This window comes from Gammaproteobacteria bacterium (assembly GCA_029880545.1).
Taxonomy (GTDB): domain Bacteria; phylum Pseudomonadota; class Gammaproteobacteria; order Acidiferrobacterales; family SZUA-150; genus JAOUOD01.
The window spans coordinates 173,164-187,585 of sequence record JAOUOD010000002.1; the positions used below are offsets into that span (position 1 = coordinate 173,164).

Here is a 14,422-nt window from a genome sequence, read left to right on the forward strand (position 1 = left end):
CATGGCCATGGCAAAACCACCGGGCACACACAAACCCTCGCGCAAACGCACGCTGGAAGATGTCACCAGGACTCTGCAAGATCTGGTCAATAACGAATTGTCCGATGCATCACTGCGCATGCGCAGCTTGCAAGAGCGGGTAAAGAAAGCCCGTTCAGATCCAGATGCGGCGGTCGAAACCCCGGCATCATCCGCCGCGCAATCCCCGGCCCGACTTTCTCCGGCCCCGGGCAAAAAGCCTGCGGCTAACGCATCCAAGGATAACCCGAATCCCGGCCCGGTTGAGGTCGAGGGCATGGACCCGGAAGAATGGATTCGCATACTGGGTAACGCCGTGGCCGATGAAACACTGGGCGGACCGGCAACAGGCAACACCCGCCAGACCCCGGTCCCGGCGGCTGACACCGCACCCTTGACGGCGACAGGCCAATCAATGCTTCCGGCTGAGACTGATAGCGATTACCGGGCCGGTGACCAGATGGACATGTGGGACGATGACATCCCGGTATTGCGCGACGTCGCAGCGCCACCGCCCATGGGCGAACCGGAACCGGCCACAGCCGACGAGCACACGCTGTCGCCAAAGGAACGGGGACGCAAGCTGGCAATCCGGGTCATCGCCAAGCTGAATATCGAGTTGCGGGAAAAAGGCAAACCGGAATTACCGCCACTGATTATCAATCGGCTGCAGCGGATACTGGAACAGGAGCTGGCGCAACAGGCCGCAAACATGGACAATAGCCGCACCGAATAAGCCAATCTCACTGATTTGAATTCGCGGGAAAGCCGGGCCTTTCCCGTTGTATTATTTGCCCTACAGGATTTGACTGGAGTCATGAGTAACACCACCGATACCAACGACGCCACACTGGCGACCGTCTACGACCCCCGCGCCATCGAAGGCACCATCTATCAACGCTGGGAACAGGCCGGCCACTTTGCCGCCAACGGCGATGTGGACAAGCCCTACTGCATCATGATTCCGCCGCCCAACGTCACCGGCAGCCTGCACATGGGTCACGCCTTTCAGGATACGCTCATGGATGCACTTACCCGCTACCATCGCATGAAGGGCAACCACGCCTTGTGGCAAGTGGGCACCGACCATGCCGGCATCGCCACGCAAATGGTGGTCGAACGATTGCTGGAAGCCGAAGGCAAGACACGCCATGACCTGGGTCGCGATGAATTCACCAGGCGTGTCTGGCAATGGAAAGAACATTCCGGCAACAACATTACCCGCCAACTGCGGCGCATGGGCGCCTCCGTTGACTGGAGCCGCGAGCGCTTCACCATGGATGATGGCTTGTCCGATGCGGTCAAGGAAGTATTTGTCCGGCTCTACGAAGAAGACCTGATTTATCGTGGCAAGCGCCTGGTGAACTGGGACCCGGTACTGCACACGGCGGTCTCGGATCTCGAAGTACTTAACGAAGAAGAATCCGGCCACATGTGGCACATGCGCTATCCCATTGCCGATGGCAGCGGTCATGTTGTCGTTGCCACCACGCGACCGGAAACCATGCTGGGCGACTCGGCCGTGGCCGTGCACCCGGATGATGAGCGCTACAAACATCTTGTTGGCAAAACACTGAAGCTGCCACTCACCGGCCGCGAAATCCCGGTGATTGCCGATGACTACGTTGACCCGGAATTCGGTTCCGGTTGCGTCAAGATCACGCCGGCTCATGACTTTAATGACTATGAAGTCGGTCAACGTCATGACCTGCCGTTGATTAACATTCTGGCCATTGACGCCCGCATTGACCTTGAAGGCTCAAAATATCACGGCATTGATCGCTACGAAGCGCGTGACATGATCGTACACGACCTGAAAGAACTGGACCTGCTGGAAAAGATTGATGATCACAAGCTCATGGTGCCGCGCGGTGATCGCAGTGGCGCGGTCATTGAGCCATTCCTGACAGACCAATGGTACGTGCGCATCCAGCCATTGGCAGACCCGGCGATCAAGGCCGTGGAAAACGGTGACATCAGGTTTGTGCCGGAAAACTGGTCCAAGACCTATTTTGAATGGATGCGTAACATCGATGACTGGTGCATCAGCCGCCAGATCTGGTGGGGTCACCGTATTCCGGCATGGTATGACGATAATGGCAATGTTTATGTCGGTCGCGACGAAGCGGAAGTGCGTAACAAGCACGGTCTTGGTGAGACACCGCTGCGCCAGGACGAAGACGTACTGGATACCTGGTTCTCATCGGCGCTGTGGCCGTTTTCAACCCTGGGCTGGCCGCAACAAACCGATGAACTGAAAACATTCTACCCTACCAGCGTACTGGTAACCGGCTTCGATATTATTTTTTTCTGGGTCGCGCGCATGATCATGATGGGTATCAAGTTCATGGGCGACGTACCGTTCAGGGAAGTCTATGTCACCGGCCTGATTCGTGATGCCCACGGCCAGAAGATGTCCAAGTCCAAGGGTAACGTGCTCGACCCTATTGATCTTATTGACGGCATCAGTCTTGACGACCTGCTGGCCAAGCGCACCACCGGCCTGATGCAGCCGCAGATGAAGAAGAAGATTGAGAAAGCCACGGTCAAGGAGTTCCCGGACGGCATTCCGCCGTTTGGTACCGACGCCCTGCGCTTTACCCTGGCAGCGCTGGCTACCACCGGCCGTGATATCAACTTTGATCTTGGTCGCATTGAAGGCTACCGCAACTTCTGCAACAAGCTGTGGAACGCGGCGCGTTACGTGTTGATGAATACGGAAGGTCATGACTGCGGCCAGGCCAATGATGATGTCGAACTCAACGCCGCTGACCACTGGATTATTTCGCGCCTGCAACAAGTGGAACAGAAAGTGGGGCAGCAAATGGCCGGTTACCGCTTTGATCACATGGCCCAGGATGTTTATGCCTTTGTCTGGGATGAATACTGCTCCTGGTATCTTGAGCTGTCCAAGGTGGTATTGAACAATAACAACAGCAGCGAGGCACAGTTGCGCGGCACCCGTCGCACGCTGGTTCGTGTTCTGGAAGCCTTGTTGCGCCTGCTGCACCCGATCATGCCGTATATCACCGAAGAGATCTGGCAAAAAGTCGCGCCACTGGCCAACAAGACCGGTGACACCATCATGCTGCAACCGTACCCGGTGGCCGAGCCCGGCAAGATCAATGAACAGGCTATGGCGCAAATGCACTGGCTGATGCAGGCGATCACCGGCATACGCAACATCCGCGGTGAAATGAACATCAAGCCGAGCCAGAGAATCCCGGTATTGTTTGAAAACGCCGGCGCGCAGGATCGCGCCTTCCTTGACCAGTCGCGCGGTTATTTTGACTTCCTCGCCAAGACCGAAACTATCGACGTACTTGGCCAGGGCGATGTGGCACCGGAGTCTGCCATGGCACTGGTGGCTGAAATGAAAATACTGGTGCCGCTGGCCGGGCTTATCGACAAGGGCGCAGAACTCAAGCGCCTGGCCAAGGAAATCGAGCGACTGGAAAAAGACATTGCCGGCGCCCAGGCCAGGCTGCAGAACAGCAACTTTGTCGACAAGGCACCTGCACAGGTTGTTGACCAGGTGCGGCAGCAACTGGCTGACTCACAAACCGCGCTCGCCAACCTCAAGGAACAGTACGACAAGATCGAAGCCTTGCCGGATTGATAATCCGGGCTACGCTTGTCTTACCAGCCATTTACTCACCGGGTGACCATGTGATTCGTCCAGGACTGTTATTGATACCGCTGCTGCTTGCTGCCAGCAGCACTCCTTCTGTCCACGCGGAAAGCTACTGGCAAAAACAGGCGAACAAGCTGCTTGACACCCGGCAGCACAAGCCGGGCAAACTGACCAGCGATGAGATTGGTCGCGCATTCAAACAGGCGCTCAATCTCGGTGCCGATCAGGTGGTGGCCAGGCTGGGCAAGACGGATGGCTTTAATACCGATTCCGTAATCCGCATCCTGCTGCCCGATGATCTGCAAAAAGCGCGCAAGCTGCTGAAGAAAGTCGGCCAGCAACAATACGCAGATGAACTGGAACTGCGCCTGAATCGCGCCGCCGAACTGGCAACCCCGAAAGCCAGGGAGCTGTTTGTCCAGGCAATCCAGTCCATGACTTTCAGTGACATCATGACCATTTATAATGGTCCGGACGATTCTGCCACGCGCTATTTCGAACAAGCCATGTCAGCCCAGCTGGCGGCCGCCATGCGTCCCATTGTTGACGACAGCCTGGCCCAGGTTAAAGCCGTCGAATCCTACGAAAAACTGGCCAAGCGCTACAACAAGCTTCCGTTCACACGAAAACTCGAAGCAGATCTTGGCGGCCACGTTGTCAGTCGGGGCATGTCCGGAATCTTTCATTACCTTGCAAAAGAAGAAGCCGCTATTCGCCAGCAACCTCGCCGGCATACCACGGAGTTGCTCAGGAAAGTATTTGGTCGACTGCAATAGGTGGCAGAAGGTCATTTTCCTGAATTAATCCACCGTTACACCGGGTCAGCCGTGGCGCATTCTGGCAAAAGCTAAAGGATCATCGCTCAATCTCCGATAACCCTGCACGGGCATTCAATTCAAATTCCTTGAGCAATGGCAATACCAGAACATATCACGACAAAGAACCTGGTATCCGGGTTCTCGGCAGAACGCGTCACCCCGGAAGAGTTGAGGCAATATCGCCTGTTCCAGGGCGAAAGCCCGGATATGCTCGATGGTGTTCCGGAAGTCTGCTCGGTATTCATGGCAAACGCTGGTGACGTACTGATCGAGCCGGACCAGATCAACAATGATCTGTATATTCTTTCCAGTGGCTGTGTTGTTGTAAAAATCGGTCGCGATGACGAAGTGCCCATCGCCATGCTCGAGCGCGGAGATTGCCTTGGAGAAATGTCCATTATCGGCAGCTGCACCTCGTCAACCTGGGTAATCGCGGTTACCGAATGCAGGCTGATCAGGATACCCGCAATCAAGGTATGGGCCCTGATTAATCGGTCAGCCAACGTTCCGCGAAACCTTTTATACAGCATGTGTGCGCGAATCAAGCACAGCAATGACATCATTCTCAAGACCATGCTAAAACAGCGTCAGATTGAAGAAGAGTCACGTGTCGACGTGCTGACCAACCTGAAAAATCGCCGCTGGCTGGAAGAATCCTTGCCTCGCTATATTCGGCGACACCGGTTCAGCGGACAACCGCTGTCCGTCATCATGATAGATATCGATCATTTCAAGAAATACAACGATAATTACGGCCACCATGCCGGTGACATGGCACTGAAATCGTCTGCCAATTGCATCCAGAACAGCATAAGACCAAGTGATGAGGCTGCGCGTTACGGCGGCGAGGAGTTTGTTGTAATCCTGCCCGACGCTACGCTGAAAAATGCGCGACTCGTGGCAACCAGGTTGCTGGCCTCTATCGCCGACAACAATATCTTTGATCACGATGGCGCTAGCCCGCTGCCCGGGGTAACGGCATCCCTGGGTATTGCCACGCTGCAGCCCGGCCAGGATGTCATAGACTTGTTACGTCAATGCGATGCGGCCCTGTACAAAGCCAAGGAGCTTGGCAGAAACCGGGTATGCGACAGCGATGACATTGACCAGGAATAGCCGAATGGCGCAATACGCCCGGGAAATCGGGCGCTAACGCGCAGCAACAGCTTGCCCGCAACAAGCCATGCTGCTCAACAGGTCAATTCCAGGGTCAATATACGGGCGTCTTCACGCTTGCCGTTGACTGCAGGATAGTAGTTTTTCCTGATACCGATTTCCTCGAATCCGATGTTTCGGTAGAGGCGGTATGCTTTTTCATTGGATACCCTGACTTCGAGAAATGCAATTCGCGCACTCTTCCACCGCGCCACATCCAGCAAGTAGTTAATCAGCGTAGTACCAAGTCCACACCCCTGGTGATCAGGATGCACGCATAAATTGAGCAAATGGCATTCACCCACACCTACTGACATGATGCCATGCCCAATAACCTGTCCATTCAATTCAACTACCACACAGTAGTAGCCCACCCGCAAGCAATCGCGAAAAATACCCGGCGTCCACGGGTATTCATAGGCAGCGTTTTCCACTTCTATGACACGCCGGAGATCTTCGCTCCTGAGCGGGCGAAGTATGGGAATATCCTGTGATACCACTGCACTCATGACATCACCCCGGACTTGACGACAGATCGTGCGAGACACAGGTCGTGCCAGGCCTTTTTTTTGTCCGCCGGGTTGCGCAATAAAAACGCCGGATGATAGGTCACTACCAGCGGTGTATTGTGGTAGTCATGCTGTTGATTGCGCAACTTGCCAACGGCCAGATCAGTTCTCAACAAACTATGAGCCGCGAACCGGCCCAATGCAACAATAATTTTGGGCTGGATCAGTTCAACCTGGCGCAACAGGAACGGCTCGCATTGTTCCACTTCTGTCAGCTGGGGGTCACGATTCAGCGGCGGTCGGCACTTAAGTACGTTGGCAATATAAATTTTCTCGCGATCGAGACCAAGCGCGGCCAGCATGGCACTGAGCAACTGCCCGGCGCGACCAACAAATGGCTCACCCTGCTTGTCTTCTTCGCCGCCAGGCGCTTCGCCAACAAATAACCAGTCAGCCTGCGGGTTGCCCGTTCCAAATACGGTATTGGTGCGCCCGGCGTGAAGCGGGCAAGCCCGGCAACCGGACACCATCTGGCGCAACTGGCTCCAGTCGGCGTCGGCCGCGAGACCCGGGACACCGGGCGCTTCGAAGGCGGACTGAATAATCTCCTGCGCCCCGGCCGAATCCGGTTGCGCCGAGTCCTGTTCAATAACTACAGTCCGACGTTGCCACACGGGGATTCCCATTGCGTCCAGTACGGCCAGCTGTTTTGATGAAAATGGCTGATTCATAAGCACTTCTGCGATTTGTGTCTATCTTACGCGAATCCCGCAATGCCGTGTAGTCGCCTTGCTTGCCTGTTTCCCTGGCCGGCATTCCTGGTCAAAGACAATAATCGACACCGGTCATCCTAGTTAATACCGGTGCCCGCTCTCATTTCCTGGGGACTGAATCGTTTGTAGTCTTTCGGAACATCAAACAGGCTGGCATCAACCGGTTCATCCTGCTTGTAATCCACGAGCATGCGAACGCGGCCATTGAATTCCTGCTGACGTATCGGAAACCCCTTGGCCAAGTGACGATCCACCTCGTAGACGTTGTTGGCGAGATCACAGCTGTTCAGCATGTCCTTCGGCATCGACACAAGCATTACCGCCTGCTCGCCGGCCAGGGTCTGTCGATATTCCATCAGCGCCCGGCCTAATTCACCCAGAATAACGTCGCTCACATACACATCAAAACATACCTGGTCGTTGGTAATCAGCTGAAAGTTCCTCACCTTGCCGCCGGCAAAGTCCGGCGCGTCTGTCGGGCTATCTACTGTCTTGTGCGCCAGAGCGATCGGTGACTCCACCACCACCGGCAAGTGATTGATCACCAGCACCAGTTTTTCCTGGTGATTGACATTCTGAATAACCCGATTTACACGGTCGTATACAAGGAAGTTAGCCTGATCCTTGCCGTCATCGATTCTCAAATGTGTTGGCGTTGCCATCATGCGCAACGGGTAGGCCGGTTGCCCGGTTTCGGTTTCCTCGACAAAAGCGATGTCTGCTCGCGGTGAACGCGTACACGAACCAAGTACCAGCACCACTGCCAGCAATATCAATGTTTTCATGCGCCTGTTATCCATTGCGATCCCCACTGTTACCGTCTTATCCCGATAAACAAATCACGTACGTTGGTTCCGGTTGGCCCGGTGCTGATCAGGTCACCCGCCTTGCCAAGGGCTGAACCGCTGTCTGCCATCAACAATACGCGATCAGCATTCACGCCTTCCTGTTCCATCTTTCTGATTGTGTTTTCATCAACCAGCGCACCGGCATCCGTACCCGGGCCATCACTGCCATCGGTAGCGCCGGCGAGAAACATGATACCAGAACCCGGTTTGATGTGGTGCGCCACGGACAACGCCACGTGCTGGCAGCGTCCGCCGCGACCGGGATTGGCGGGCAGCTCAACGGTTGGCTCGCCACCAGACACGAAAACCGAGTTCGGCAACAAGCTTTCCAGCCCGCCGACGATATCACGGGCAACTATATCAACGTCATCCAGTAACTCTTTTTCGTGGTACACAGCCCGATAACCCAGCTGTTCCGCCTTGGCCACTGCCGCCTGGCATGCCTGTTCGAGATTGGCAACAACGTAATACGGGCTCGATGGCGGCTCAGCATTAACGGGGATTGAGCGAGTCAGCAGCCGCCTAATGTCTTCGGGCAATTTGTCAGCAAGATCCACATTAAAACTGTCGACAGCCGACCCTGTCATTGGCCCGGAACCAATTACCGCCGGATCATCTCCGGCCACATCCGATATGACCAATGTCACTACCCGGCGCGGCTGCAGCCACTGCGCCAGCCCACCTGCCTTGATGCGGGACAACCGCTTTCGCAAGGAATTGCACTGTGAAATAGTGAGACCAGAAGCAAGCAGCCACTGATTCAATCGTACGAGTTGGCCGGGCCCGACATCATCCGCCAGGCTTTCAACAACCGCGGACGCACCGCCGGACAACAATACCAGGACCGCGGCAGCCACTGGTATTTTTCGGACAAACGATTCCAGCGCCTTGCCGGATTCGAGGCTGGACTGATCAGGAACCGGATGACCACCCTCATGCACCGGCCATGGCAACGGTTCAGCGTAACCGGTCTTGGTGACAATAAAGGCGTCAACAATTCTCTCGCCAAGCTCATCCGCCGCGCCCGACACCATGGTTGTTGCGGCTTTGCCCAAAGCAATAACATACACAGGGTCGCCTGCAAAATGATCCCGGGAGCGAAGATGCTGCGACACACAACGCCGGCCATTTACGGCGTCGACAGCCGCCAGGTAAATGGCCAGTAAATCGCGGCGCGACTTATCCGAGTGCATCAAATCCACGTTGCAGATCCAGCTTGAGATCCTCAACATCTTCAAGACCAACAGCGACACGCAGCAGTCCATCACTGATACCGGCAGCCGCGCGCACCTCGGGGCTGACGCGACCGTGTGTTGTTGTTGCCGGGTGTGTCAGGATGGTCTTGGTATCGCCGAGATTGGCGGTAATAGATACCAGCTGCGTGGCATCACAAAACTGCCAGGCCTGCTGCTGACCACCCTTGATTTCGAATGACAATACACCACCACCGGCCCGCTGTTGCTGTTGTGCCAGTGCATGCTGCGGATGCGAGTCAAGGCCCGTATAATACACGCGGTCAACACGATCGTGCGCTTCCAGCCATTGCGCCAGCTCCAGCGCCCGCCTGCTGTGGGCCTCCATGCGCAATTCAAGAGTTTCTAACCCTTTTAATGCCACCCAGGCATTGAAAGGACTCATCGACGGCCCGCAGGTACGCTGAAAACCGTAGACATCGGTACCTACCAGTTCCTTGCTGCCAATGACGGCGCCGCCAACGGTACGGCCCTGGCCATCGATATACTTCGTTGTTGATACGATGGAGACATCGGCGCCCAGTGCCAACGGTACCTGCAGCGCGGCTGTACACAGCGTATTATCGACTACCAGAAGGCAACCATGCCGGTGAGCGAGTTGTGCCAGTTCCTTTATGTCAACCAGTTCCAGCAACGGGTTTGATGGCGTCTCAATAAACAGTAACCTTGTATTATCCTGGATCGCCGCTTCCCATGCCGACAGATCCTTGAGATCAACAAAATCCGTGGCAATACCAAACCGGCCAAGGTAATTGGTGAACAGCAAGGTTGTGCTGCCAAATATGCTGCGCGATGAAACGATATGATCACCGGCTTTCAATAACGCCATGCAGGTTGCCAGTATCGCCACCATGCCTGAACCGGTTGCGACGCAGGACTCGCCACCTTCAAGTGCGGCCATGCGTTTCTCAAACATACGCACGGTCGGGTTGGTAAAGCGGGAATAGATATTGCCTTCAGTGCGACCGGCAAAACGGTCGGCAGCAGCCTCTGCCGTATCAAATACAAAGCTGGATGTAGTGAATATGGGCTCGCCCTGCTCGCCCTGCTCTGAACGCTCCTGGCCAGCGCGCACCGCCCGGGTCGCAAAACGCCAATCAGGATTCTTGTTTTCTGACATACGTGCCTCCTTCCAACAGTACTTCTCGATGCAAGCCATATTTTTCGCGGGCACAAAAAAACCCGCCGGCACAGCCAAAGCGGGATTACTCTCCTCTCTTTAGCTGCATTTGTTATGCGCCCGCAAGCTGAGCTCAAATCGGCGCGATGAAGGTACCGTATACCAACAGTCAATTTCGGTCAAGTCACCAACGGCTGAATCACCCGACCTGCCAGGAAATCTGGCAGGCTAGTGCGAGTATGTATGTAACTCTGTTGACGACAACTCGTTGGATGTATTGCGTTCAGACTTGGCGCCATCAGAGCGCATGGATTCAATACGATCCAGGTAATCCTGGTTAACGTCGCCGGTCACGTATTCACCATTGAAGCAGGAAGCATCAAAACGTGTAATCACCGGGTTGCCCTCTTTGGCTGATTCAACAAGATCATCCAGGTCCTGGTAAATCAGGCGGTCGGCGCCGATGGCGCGGGCAATCTCCTCGTCACTACGATTGTTTGCGATCAACTCGTGCACGCTGGGCATATCAATGCCGTAGACATTGGGATAGCGCACCGGCGGTGCAGCCGAGGCAAAATACACCTTGCGTGCACCGGCGTCCCGGGCCATCTGGATAATCTGCTTGGACGTGGTGCCGCGAACTATGGAATCGTCTACCAGCAATACCACCTTGTCACGGAATTCGAGATCAATAACATTGAGTTTCTGGCGCACGGATTTCTTGCGCTGCGCCTGGCCGGGCATGATAAAGGTGCGGCCAATGTAACGGTTCTTGATAAAACCTTCGCGATACTTGATGTCCAGTTCATATGCCATTTGCAGCGCCGCAGTACGACTGGTATCCGGTATCGGTATGACAACATCAATATCCTGGCAATCCTTCCATTCACGCTGGATCTTGTGTGCCAGTTTTTCACCCATGCGCAAGCGGGTCTTGTGAACCGCAACACCATCCATTATGGAGTCCGGGCGCGCCATGTAGACAAACTCAAACAGGCACGGGGTAATTTGCGAGGTCTCGGCACACTGGCGGCGATGAACGTGGCCGTTGAGGTCAATAAATATCGCCTCGCCTGGTGCAATATCGGCAATCATTTCAAAACCAAGCACATCCAGCGCCACGCTTTCGGATGCCACCATGAACTCCGGACCCTTGTCGGTCTCCCGTTTGCCATAAACAATGGGGCGAATACCGTGCGGGTCACGAAACGCCAGCAGGCCAAAACCGACTATCATGGAAACAACTGCATAGGCTCCCTTGCAGCGACGATGCACACCGGCTACAGCACGGAATATCTGGTCAGGATCGAGACGCAGGTCGCCGGTTACCATAAGCTCGTGGGCCAGGATATTCAGCAGAACTTCAGAGTCCGAGGTGGTATTGATATGGCGCAGGTCTTCGCGGAACAGTTCTTCGCGCAGGATGTCTGAGTTGGTCAGGTTGCCGTTGTGCGCGAGCGCCAGCCCATGTGGTGAATTCACATAAAAAGGCTGTGCCTCGGCAGGTGAATCACAACCGGCGGTAGGATAGCGAACATGACCGATACCGACATTGCCCTGAAGCTGGATCATGTGGCGGGTGCGGAAAACGTCGCGTACGAGGCCGTTATCCTTGCGCAGGTAGACGCGTCGACCATCACTGGTAAGAATACCGGCCGCATCCTGGCCGCGGTGTTGCAGAACAGTGAGGCCTTCATAAAGAGCCTGATTGACCGGGCCCTTACCCAGAATACCGATGACGCCGCACATGAAAATCCCCTGCTTCTAAAATCAATAGTCTAGTCGTAGCTGATATGACGGGCAATATCAGATGGCAGAAATTGCGACGATGACAATGCCGCAATTTCAAAATAGGGTGCAAATTCGGATTTTTTCCACCAGTCACTTTTTGGAATTGCCGGTAACAGCGACGCCGCGAGAAAACCAATAACCACGATTACCCCACCACGAGCCGCTCCAATAGCGGCACCGAGTATGTAATTGGACAATTTCAGCAACGGTTTTTGCGTGAGCAGCTTGTTAAAATAGTGTGTTGCCACCGACCCCAGTACAAACACGATGACAAACACTACCACGAATGCCACCACCAACCTCATACCCGGCTGGGCAATATCCTTGTCGAACACTACAGCTACATCTTCGGCAAACACCCACGCCAGGAAACTGGAAATCACCCAGGTCAGCAAAGACAGGAATTCCTTGACGAATCCGCGCCATATACCAACGGCAATAGACAGTAATACGACCCCGGCAATGAGGAAGTCCAGGCTACTCAGGGATTGCGGCATAATCTGACCAACACCAAAAAATGGTTTCAAATAATTTGCCCATCGAATTCAGCGTACGGCCAGCACCGCGCCCTTGATGCCGGTGTCATCAAGGATGCGCTGTTGCATGCTGTCGGCCTGGGCCTTGCGATCGTAAGGCCCGACCCGTACGCGCACTGCCGGGCCGCTACGCAGTTGAACCGGCTCGGTGCTCACCTTGAAGCCCCCCGCAGACAACTGGTCGCGAATCCGTTCAACGTTCTTCGGATTGGCAAAGGTGCCCAGCTGGATCACCCAGCCCGCATTCTGGCCGGCCGGTTTTTTGGTCACCGCTGCCTGGTGTGAAGCTGGTGCAACCGCGGGTTTTGACGCGGTTGCTGCTGCCTGGATCTTTTCCGGTTGCGATTGCGGTTCAGGCTTGACGGTAATGGTCTTGGTCTGCGTCGATTGACTGCTCTTTGGTTCTTCAGCAACCGGGTCAGGCGCAGGCGTTGAGGACCCGGAATCAGCCGCTACTTTCTCATGGCTACGACGCATGTCTTCCACCCGGGTCACAATCACCTGGGTCTCGGCCGGGCCCGCTGACGGCTGCTGAGGCTCCCATTCATTCTTGTCGAGAACCATTGGCACCAGGATAACTGCCAACGAAACCACGACAATGGCGCCAACAATGCGATGGCGCGGATTGAAATTCTGCTCAGGCACGGAATTATTATCAGCCATGTGAACACGCTCGGTTTTCGATTGCCGCGAGTATACCACCTGCCAGCTCGAAGGAACCAAACACCACGACCTGATCGCCGGCCGTTGCATTTCTCAGCGCCGCGTCAAACGCCAGCTCGACAGTGGCCAATTGCTGGCAACAAGTCACGTCAATTCCCGCTGCAACGGCAGACGCCAGCAGCTCATCGGCACTGGCGGCTCGGGCACCGGCCATAGCAGCGATATACCAGGCATCAAACACATCGCCAACCGTCCTGGCTGCGGCAATGCGATCCTTGTCACGATACATGGACCACACTGCCAACCTGCGTCCAGCGGTCGGTCGGGATCGCAGTACGTCGCCCAGGACCCGGGCGCTATCCTCGTTATGTGCCACATCGACAATGATTTCGGCGTCGGAAACCGTACCGGCAGGATAGACCTGGAAGCGGCCGGCAATTCGAGCTTCTCGCAAACCGGTTTCCACAGCTTCCTGGCTGACGGCCAGGGGTAACCCGCCGAGGCGAAGCGCGGCAATCACGCCGGCCGCGTTATTCAGCTGGGCTTTTCCAGTCATGGCTGGCAACGGCAGTTCAACCGGCACCGAATCGGCTTGCCGCCACTGCCAGCCGGATTCAGACGAAGTGAAACTGAATAGGTCGCCAAGCTGCAGCAGGCTCGCCCCCACGGTATCCGCGCATTCCCGTATGCTGGCGGGTGGCGCCGGATCACTACAAATCACGACCTTCCCCGGGCGCATGATGCCGGCTTTTTCGCGACCGATGGTTTCGCGGTCATGGCCCAGCCAGTCCTGGTGATCCAGGCCGATCTGGGTAATTAGCGCCACATCGGCATCAATCACGTTGACCGCATCCAACCTGCCGCCCAGGCCCACTTCCAGGACCCAGGCATCCAGGTTCGCCTGCCGAAAACACCAGAAGGCACACAAGGTACCGTACTCAAAATAGGTCAGCGGGGTGTCGCCACGCGCGTTTTCAACGGCGTCAAACCCGGCGCATAGCGTTGCATTATCCAAGGGCTTGCCGTTAATACTGACGCGTTCGTTGTAATGCACCAGGTGCGGCGAGGTATAGGAACCAACACGATAGCCATCAGCGGCCAGTATGGTCGACAGCAAGGTGACGCTGGAACCCTTGCCATTGGTCCCGGCAACAGAAATCACCGGGCAGCCAGGGTGGGCAGATTCGCCCTCGAACATGCGTGAATACACCTGGCGCACCCGCTCCAGGCCCAGCTCAATGGAGGCCGGGTGCTGTTGTTCGATGTAACCAAGCCACTGGTCAAGCGTCATGGGTGGCAACAAG

The 14,422-nt window shown here is 55.6% G+C and carries 13 protein-coding genes; 4 read left to right on the top strand and 9 right to left on the bottom strand.

Translation table 11 applies throughout. From position 1 onward, the window contains the following. The first annotated feature begins 1 nt into the window (after nt 1). From OEZ10_02880 to OEZ10_02895, 4 genes are all read left to right on the top strand, one after another. Nucleotides 2-754: a hypothetical protein gene (locus OEZ10_02880; protein MDH5631916.1), complete on the top strand. Its 753-nt coding sequence runs from the start codon at nt 2-4 to the stop codon at nt 752-754. A 114-nt stretch (nt 755-868) separates the two neighbouring features. Continuing rightward, on the top strand, nt 869-3,637 hold the full coding sequence (locus OEZ10_02885; protein ID MDH5631917.1) for a valine--tRNA ligase: 2,769 nt from the start codon (nt 869-871) through the stop codon (nt 3,635-3,637). 50 nt (nt 3,638-3,687) lie between these two features. Continuing rightward, a complete protein-coding gene (locus OEZ10_02890) occupies nt 3,688-4,428 on the top strand; it encodes a DUF4197 domain-containing protein (protein MDH5631918.1) in 741 nt (246 codons plus the stop codon). A gap of 135 nt (nt 4,429-4,563) precedes the next feature. Then, a complete protein-coding gene (locus OEZ10_02895; GenBank protein MDH5631919.1) occupies nt 4,564-5,586 on the top strand; it encodes a GGDEF domain-containing protein in 1,023 nt (340 codons plus the stop codon). Between the two features lie 74 nt (nt 5,587-5,660). Here the strand turns inward: OEZ10_02895 and rimI are convergent, their stop codons facing one another. The 9 genes from rimI to folC all read right to left on the bottom strand — a co-directional run bounded on the left by rimI (nt 5,661) and on the right by folC (nt 14,409). Continuing rightward, the gene (gene rimI, locus OEZ10_02900; GenBank protein MDH5631920.1) at nt 5,661-6,134 is read right to left on the bottom strand and encodes a ribosomal protein S18-alanine N-acetyltransferase; all 474 of its coding nucleotides are present in this window, start codon (nt 6,132-6,134) and stop codon (nt 5,661-5,663) included. Then, nucleotides 6,131-6,865 (bottom strand): uracil-DNA glycosylase, encoded by a 735-nt coding sequence (locus tag OEZ10_02905; GenBank protein MDH5631921.1) that lies wholly within the window; start codon nt 6,863-6,865, stop codon nt 6,131-6,133. Before OEZ10_02905 ends, rimI begins: the two co-directional genes overlap by 4 nt. Before the next feature lie 119 nt (nt 6,866-6,984). Continuing rightward, nucleotides 6,985-7,692, bottom strand: a complete 708-nt coding sequence (locus tag OEZ10_02910; protein MDH5631922.1) for a DUF4412 domain-containing protein — start codon at nt 7,690-7,692, stop codon at nt 6,985-6,987. Between the two features lie 29 nt (nt 7,693-7,721). After that, nucleotides 7,722-8,948: a DUF4147 domain-containing protein gene (locus OEZ10_02915; GenBank protein ID MDH5631923.1), complete on the bottom strand. Its 1,227-nt coding sequence runs from the start codon at nt 8,946-8,948 to the stop codon at nt 7,722-7,724. Beyond that, nucleotides 8,935-10,128, bottom strand: coding sequence for an O-succinylhomoserine sulfhydrylase (locus tag OEZ10_02920; protein ID MDH5631924.1), 1,194 nt, complete (start codon nt 10,126-10,128; stop codon nt 8,935-8,937). Before OEZ10_02920 ends, OEZ10_02915 begins: the two co-directional genes overlap by 14 nt. A gap of 228 nt (nt 10,129-10,356) precedes the next feature. Then, nucleotides 10,357-11,877 carry an amidophosphoribosyltransferase gene (gene purF / locus OEZ10_02925; protein ID MDH5631925.1) on the bottom strand — a complete coding sequence of 507 codons (1,521 nt, stop codon included), beginning with the start codon at nt 11,875-11,877 and terminating at the stop codon, nt 10,357-10,359. A 29-nt stretch (nt 11,878-11,906) separates the two neighbouring features. Next, nucleotides 11,907-12,416 (bottom strand): CvpA family protein, encoded by a 510-nt coding sequence (locus OEZ10_02930; GenBank protein ID MDH5631926.1) that lies wholly within the window; start codon nt 12,414-12,416, stop codon nt 11,907-11,909. A 48-nt stretch (nt 12,417-12,464) separates the two neighbouring features. Continuing rightward, nucleotides 12,465-13,118 carry an SPOR domain-containing protein gene (locus OEZ10_02935; GenBank protein MDH5631927.1) on the bottom strand — a complete coding sequence of 218 codons (654 nt, stop codon included), beginning with the start codon at nt 13,116-13,118 and terminating at the stop codon, nt 12,465-12,467. After that, entirely contained in the window at nt 13,111-14,409 is a 1,299-nt protein-coding gene (folC, locus tag OEZ10_02940; protein ID MDH5631928.1) for a bifunctional tetrahydrofolate synthase/dihydrofolate synthase, read from the bottom strand. The genes OEZ10_02935 and folC overlap by 8 nt, the downstream gene beginning before the upstream one ends. Nucleotides 14,410-14,422: the final 13 nt, after the last annotated feature.

What these genes read in the sequence shown, in the direction of transcription:
- OEZ10_02895 (MDH5631919.1), top strand. Translation starts at nt 4,564, where the DNA reads ATGGCAATACCAGAACATATCACGACAAAGAACCTGGTATCCGGGTTC.
- OEZ10_02905 (MDH5631921.1), bottom strand. Translation starts at nt 6,865, where the DNA reads ATGAATCAGCCATTTTCATCAAAACAGCTGGCCGTACTGGACGCAATG.
- folC (MDH5631928.1), bottom strand. Translation starts at nt 14,409, where the DNA reads ATGACGCTTGACCAGTGGCTTGGTTACATCGAACAACAGCACCCGGCC.
- purF (MDH5631925.1), bottom strand. Translation starts at nt 11,877, where the DNA reads ATGTGCGGCGTCATCGGTATTCTGGGTAAGGGCCCGGTCAATCAGGCT.
- OEZ10_02930 (MDH5631926.1), bottom strand. Translation starts at nt 12,416, where the DNA reads ATGCCGCAATCCCTGAGTAGCCTGGACTTCCTCATTGCCGGGGTCGTA.
- OEZ10_02920 (MDH5631924.1), bottom strand. Translation starts at nt 10,128, where the DNA reads ATGTCAGAAAACAAGAATCCTGATTGGCGTTTTGCGACCCGGGCGGTG.
- OEZ10_02910 (MDH5631922.1), bottom strand. Translation starts at nt 7,692, where the DNA reads ATGAAAACATTGATATTGCTGGCAGTGGTGCTGGTACTTGGTTCGTGT.
- OEZ10_02935 (MDH5631927.1), bottom strand. Translation starts at nt 13,118, where the DNA reads ATGGCTGATAATAATTCCGTGCCTGAGCAGAATTTCAATCCGCGCCAT.
- OEZ10_02880 (MDH5631916.1), top strand. Translation starts at nt 2, where the DNA reads ATGGCCATGGCAAAACCACCGGGCACACACAAACCCTCGCGCAAACGC.
- rimI (MDH5631920.1), bottom strand. Translation starts at nt 6,134, where the DNA reads ATGAGTGCAGTGGTATCACAGGATATTCCCATACTTCGCCCGCTCAGG.
- OEZ10_02915 (MDH5631923.1), bottom strand. Translation starts at nt 8,948, where the DNA reads ATGCACTCGGATAAGTCGCGCCGCGATTTACTGGCCATTTACCTGGCG.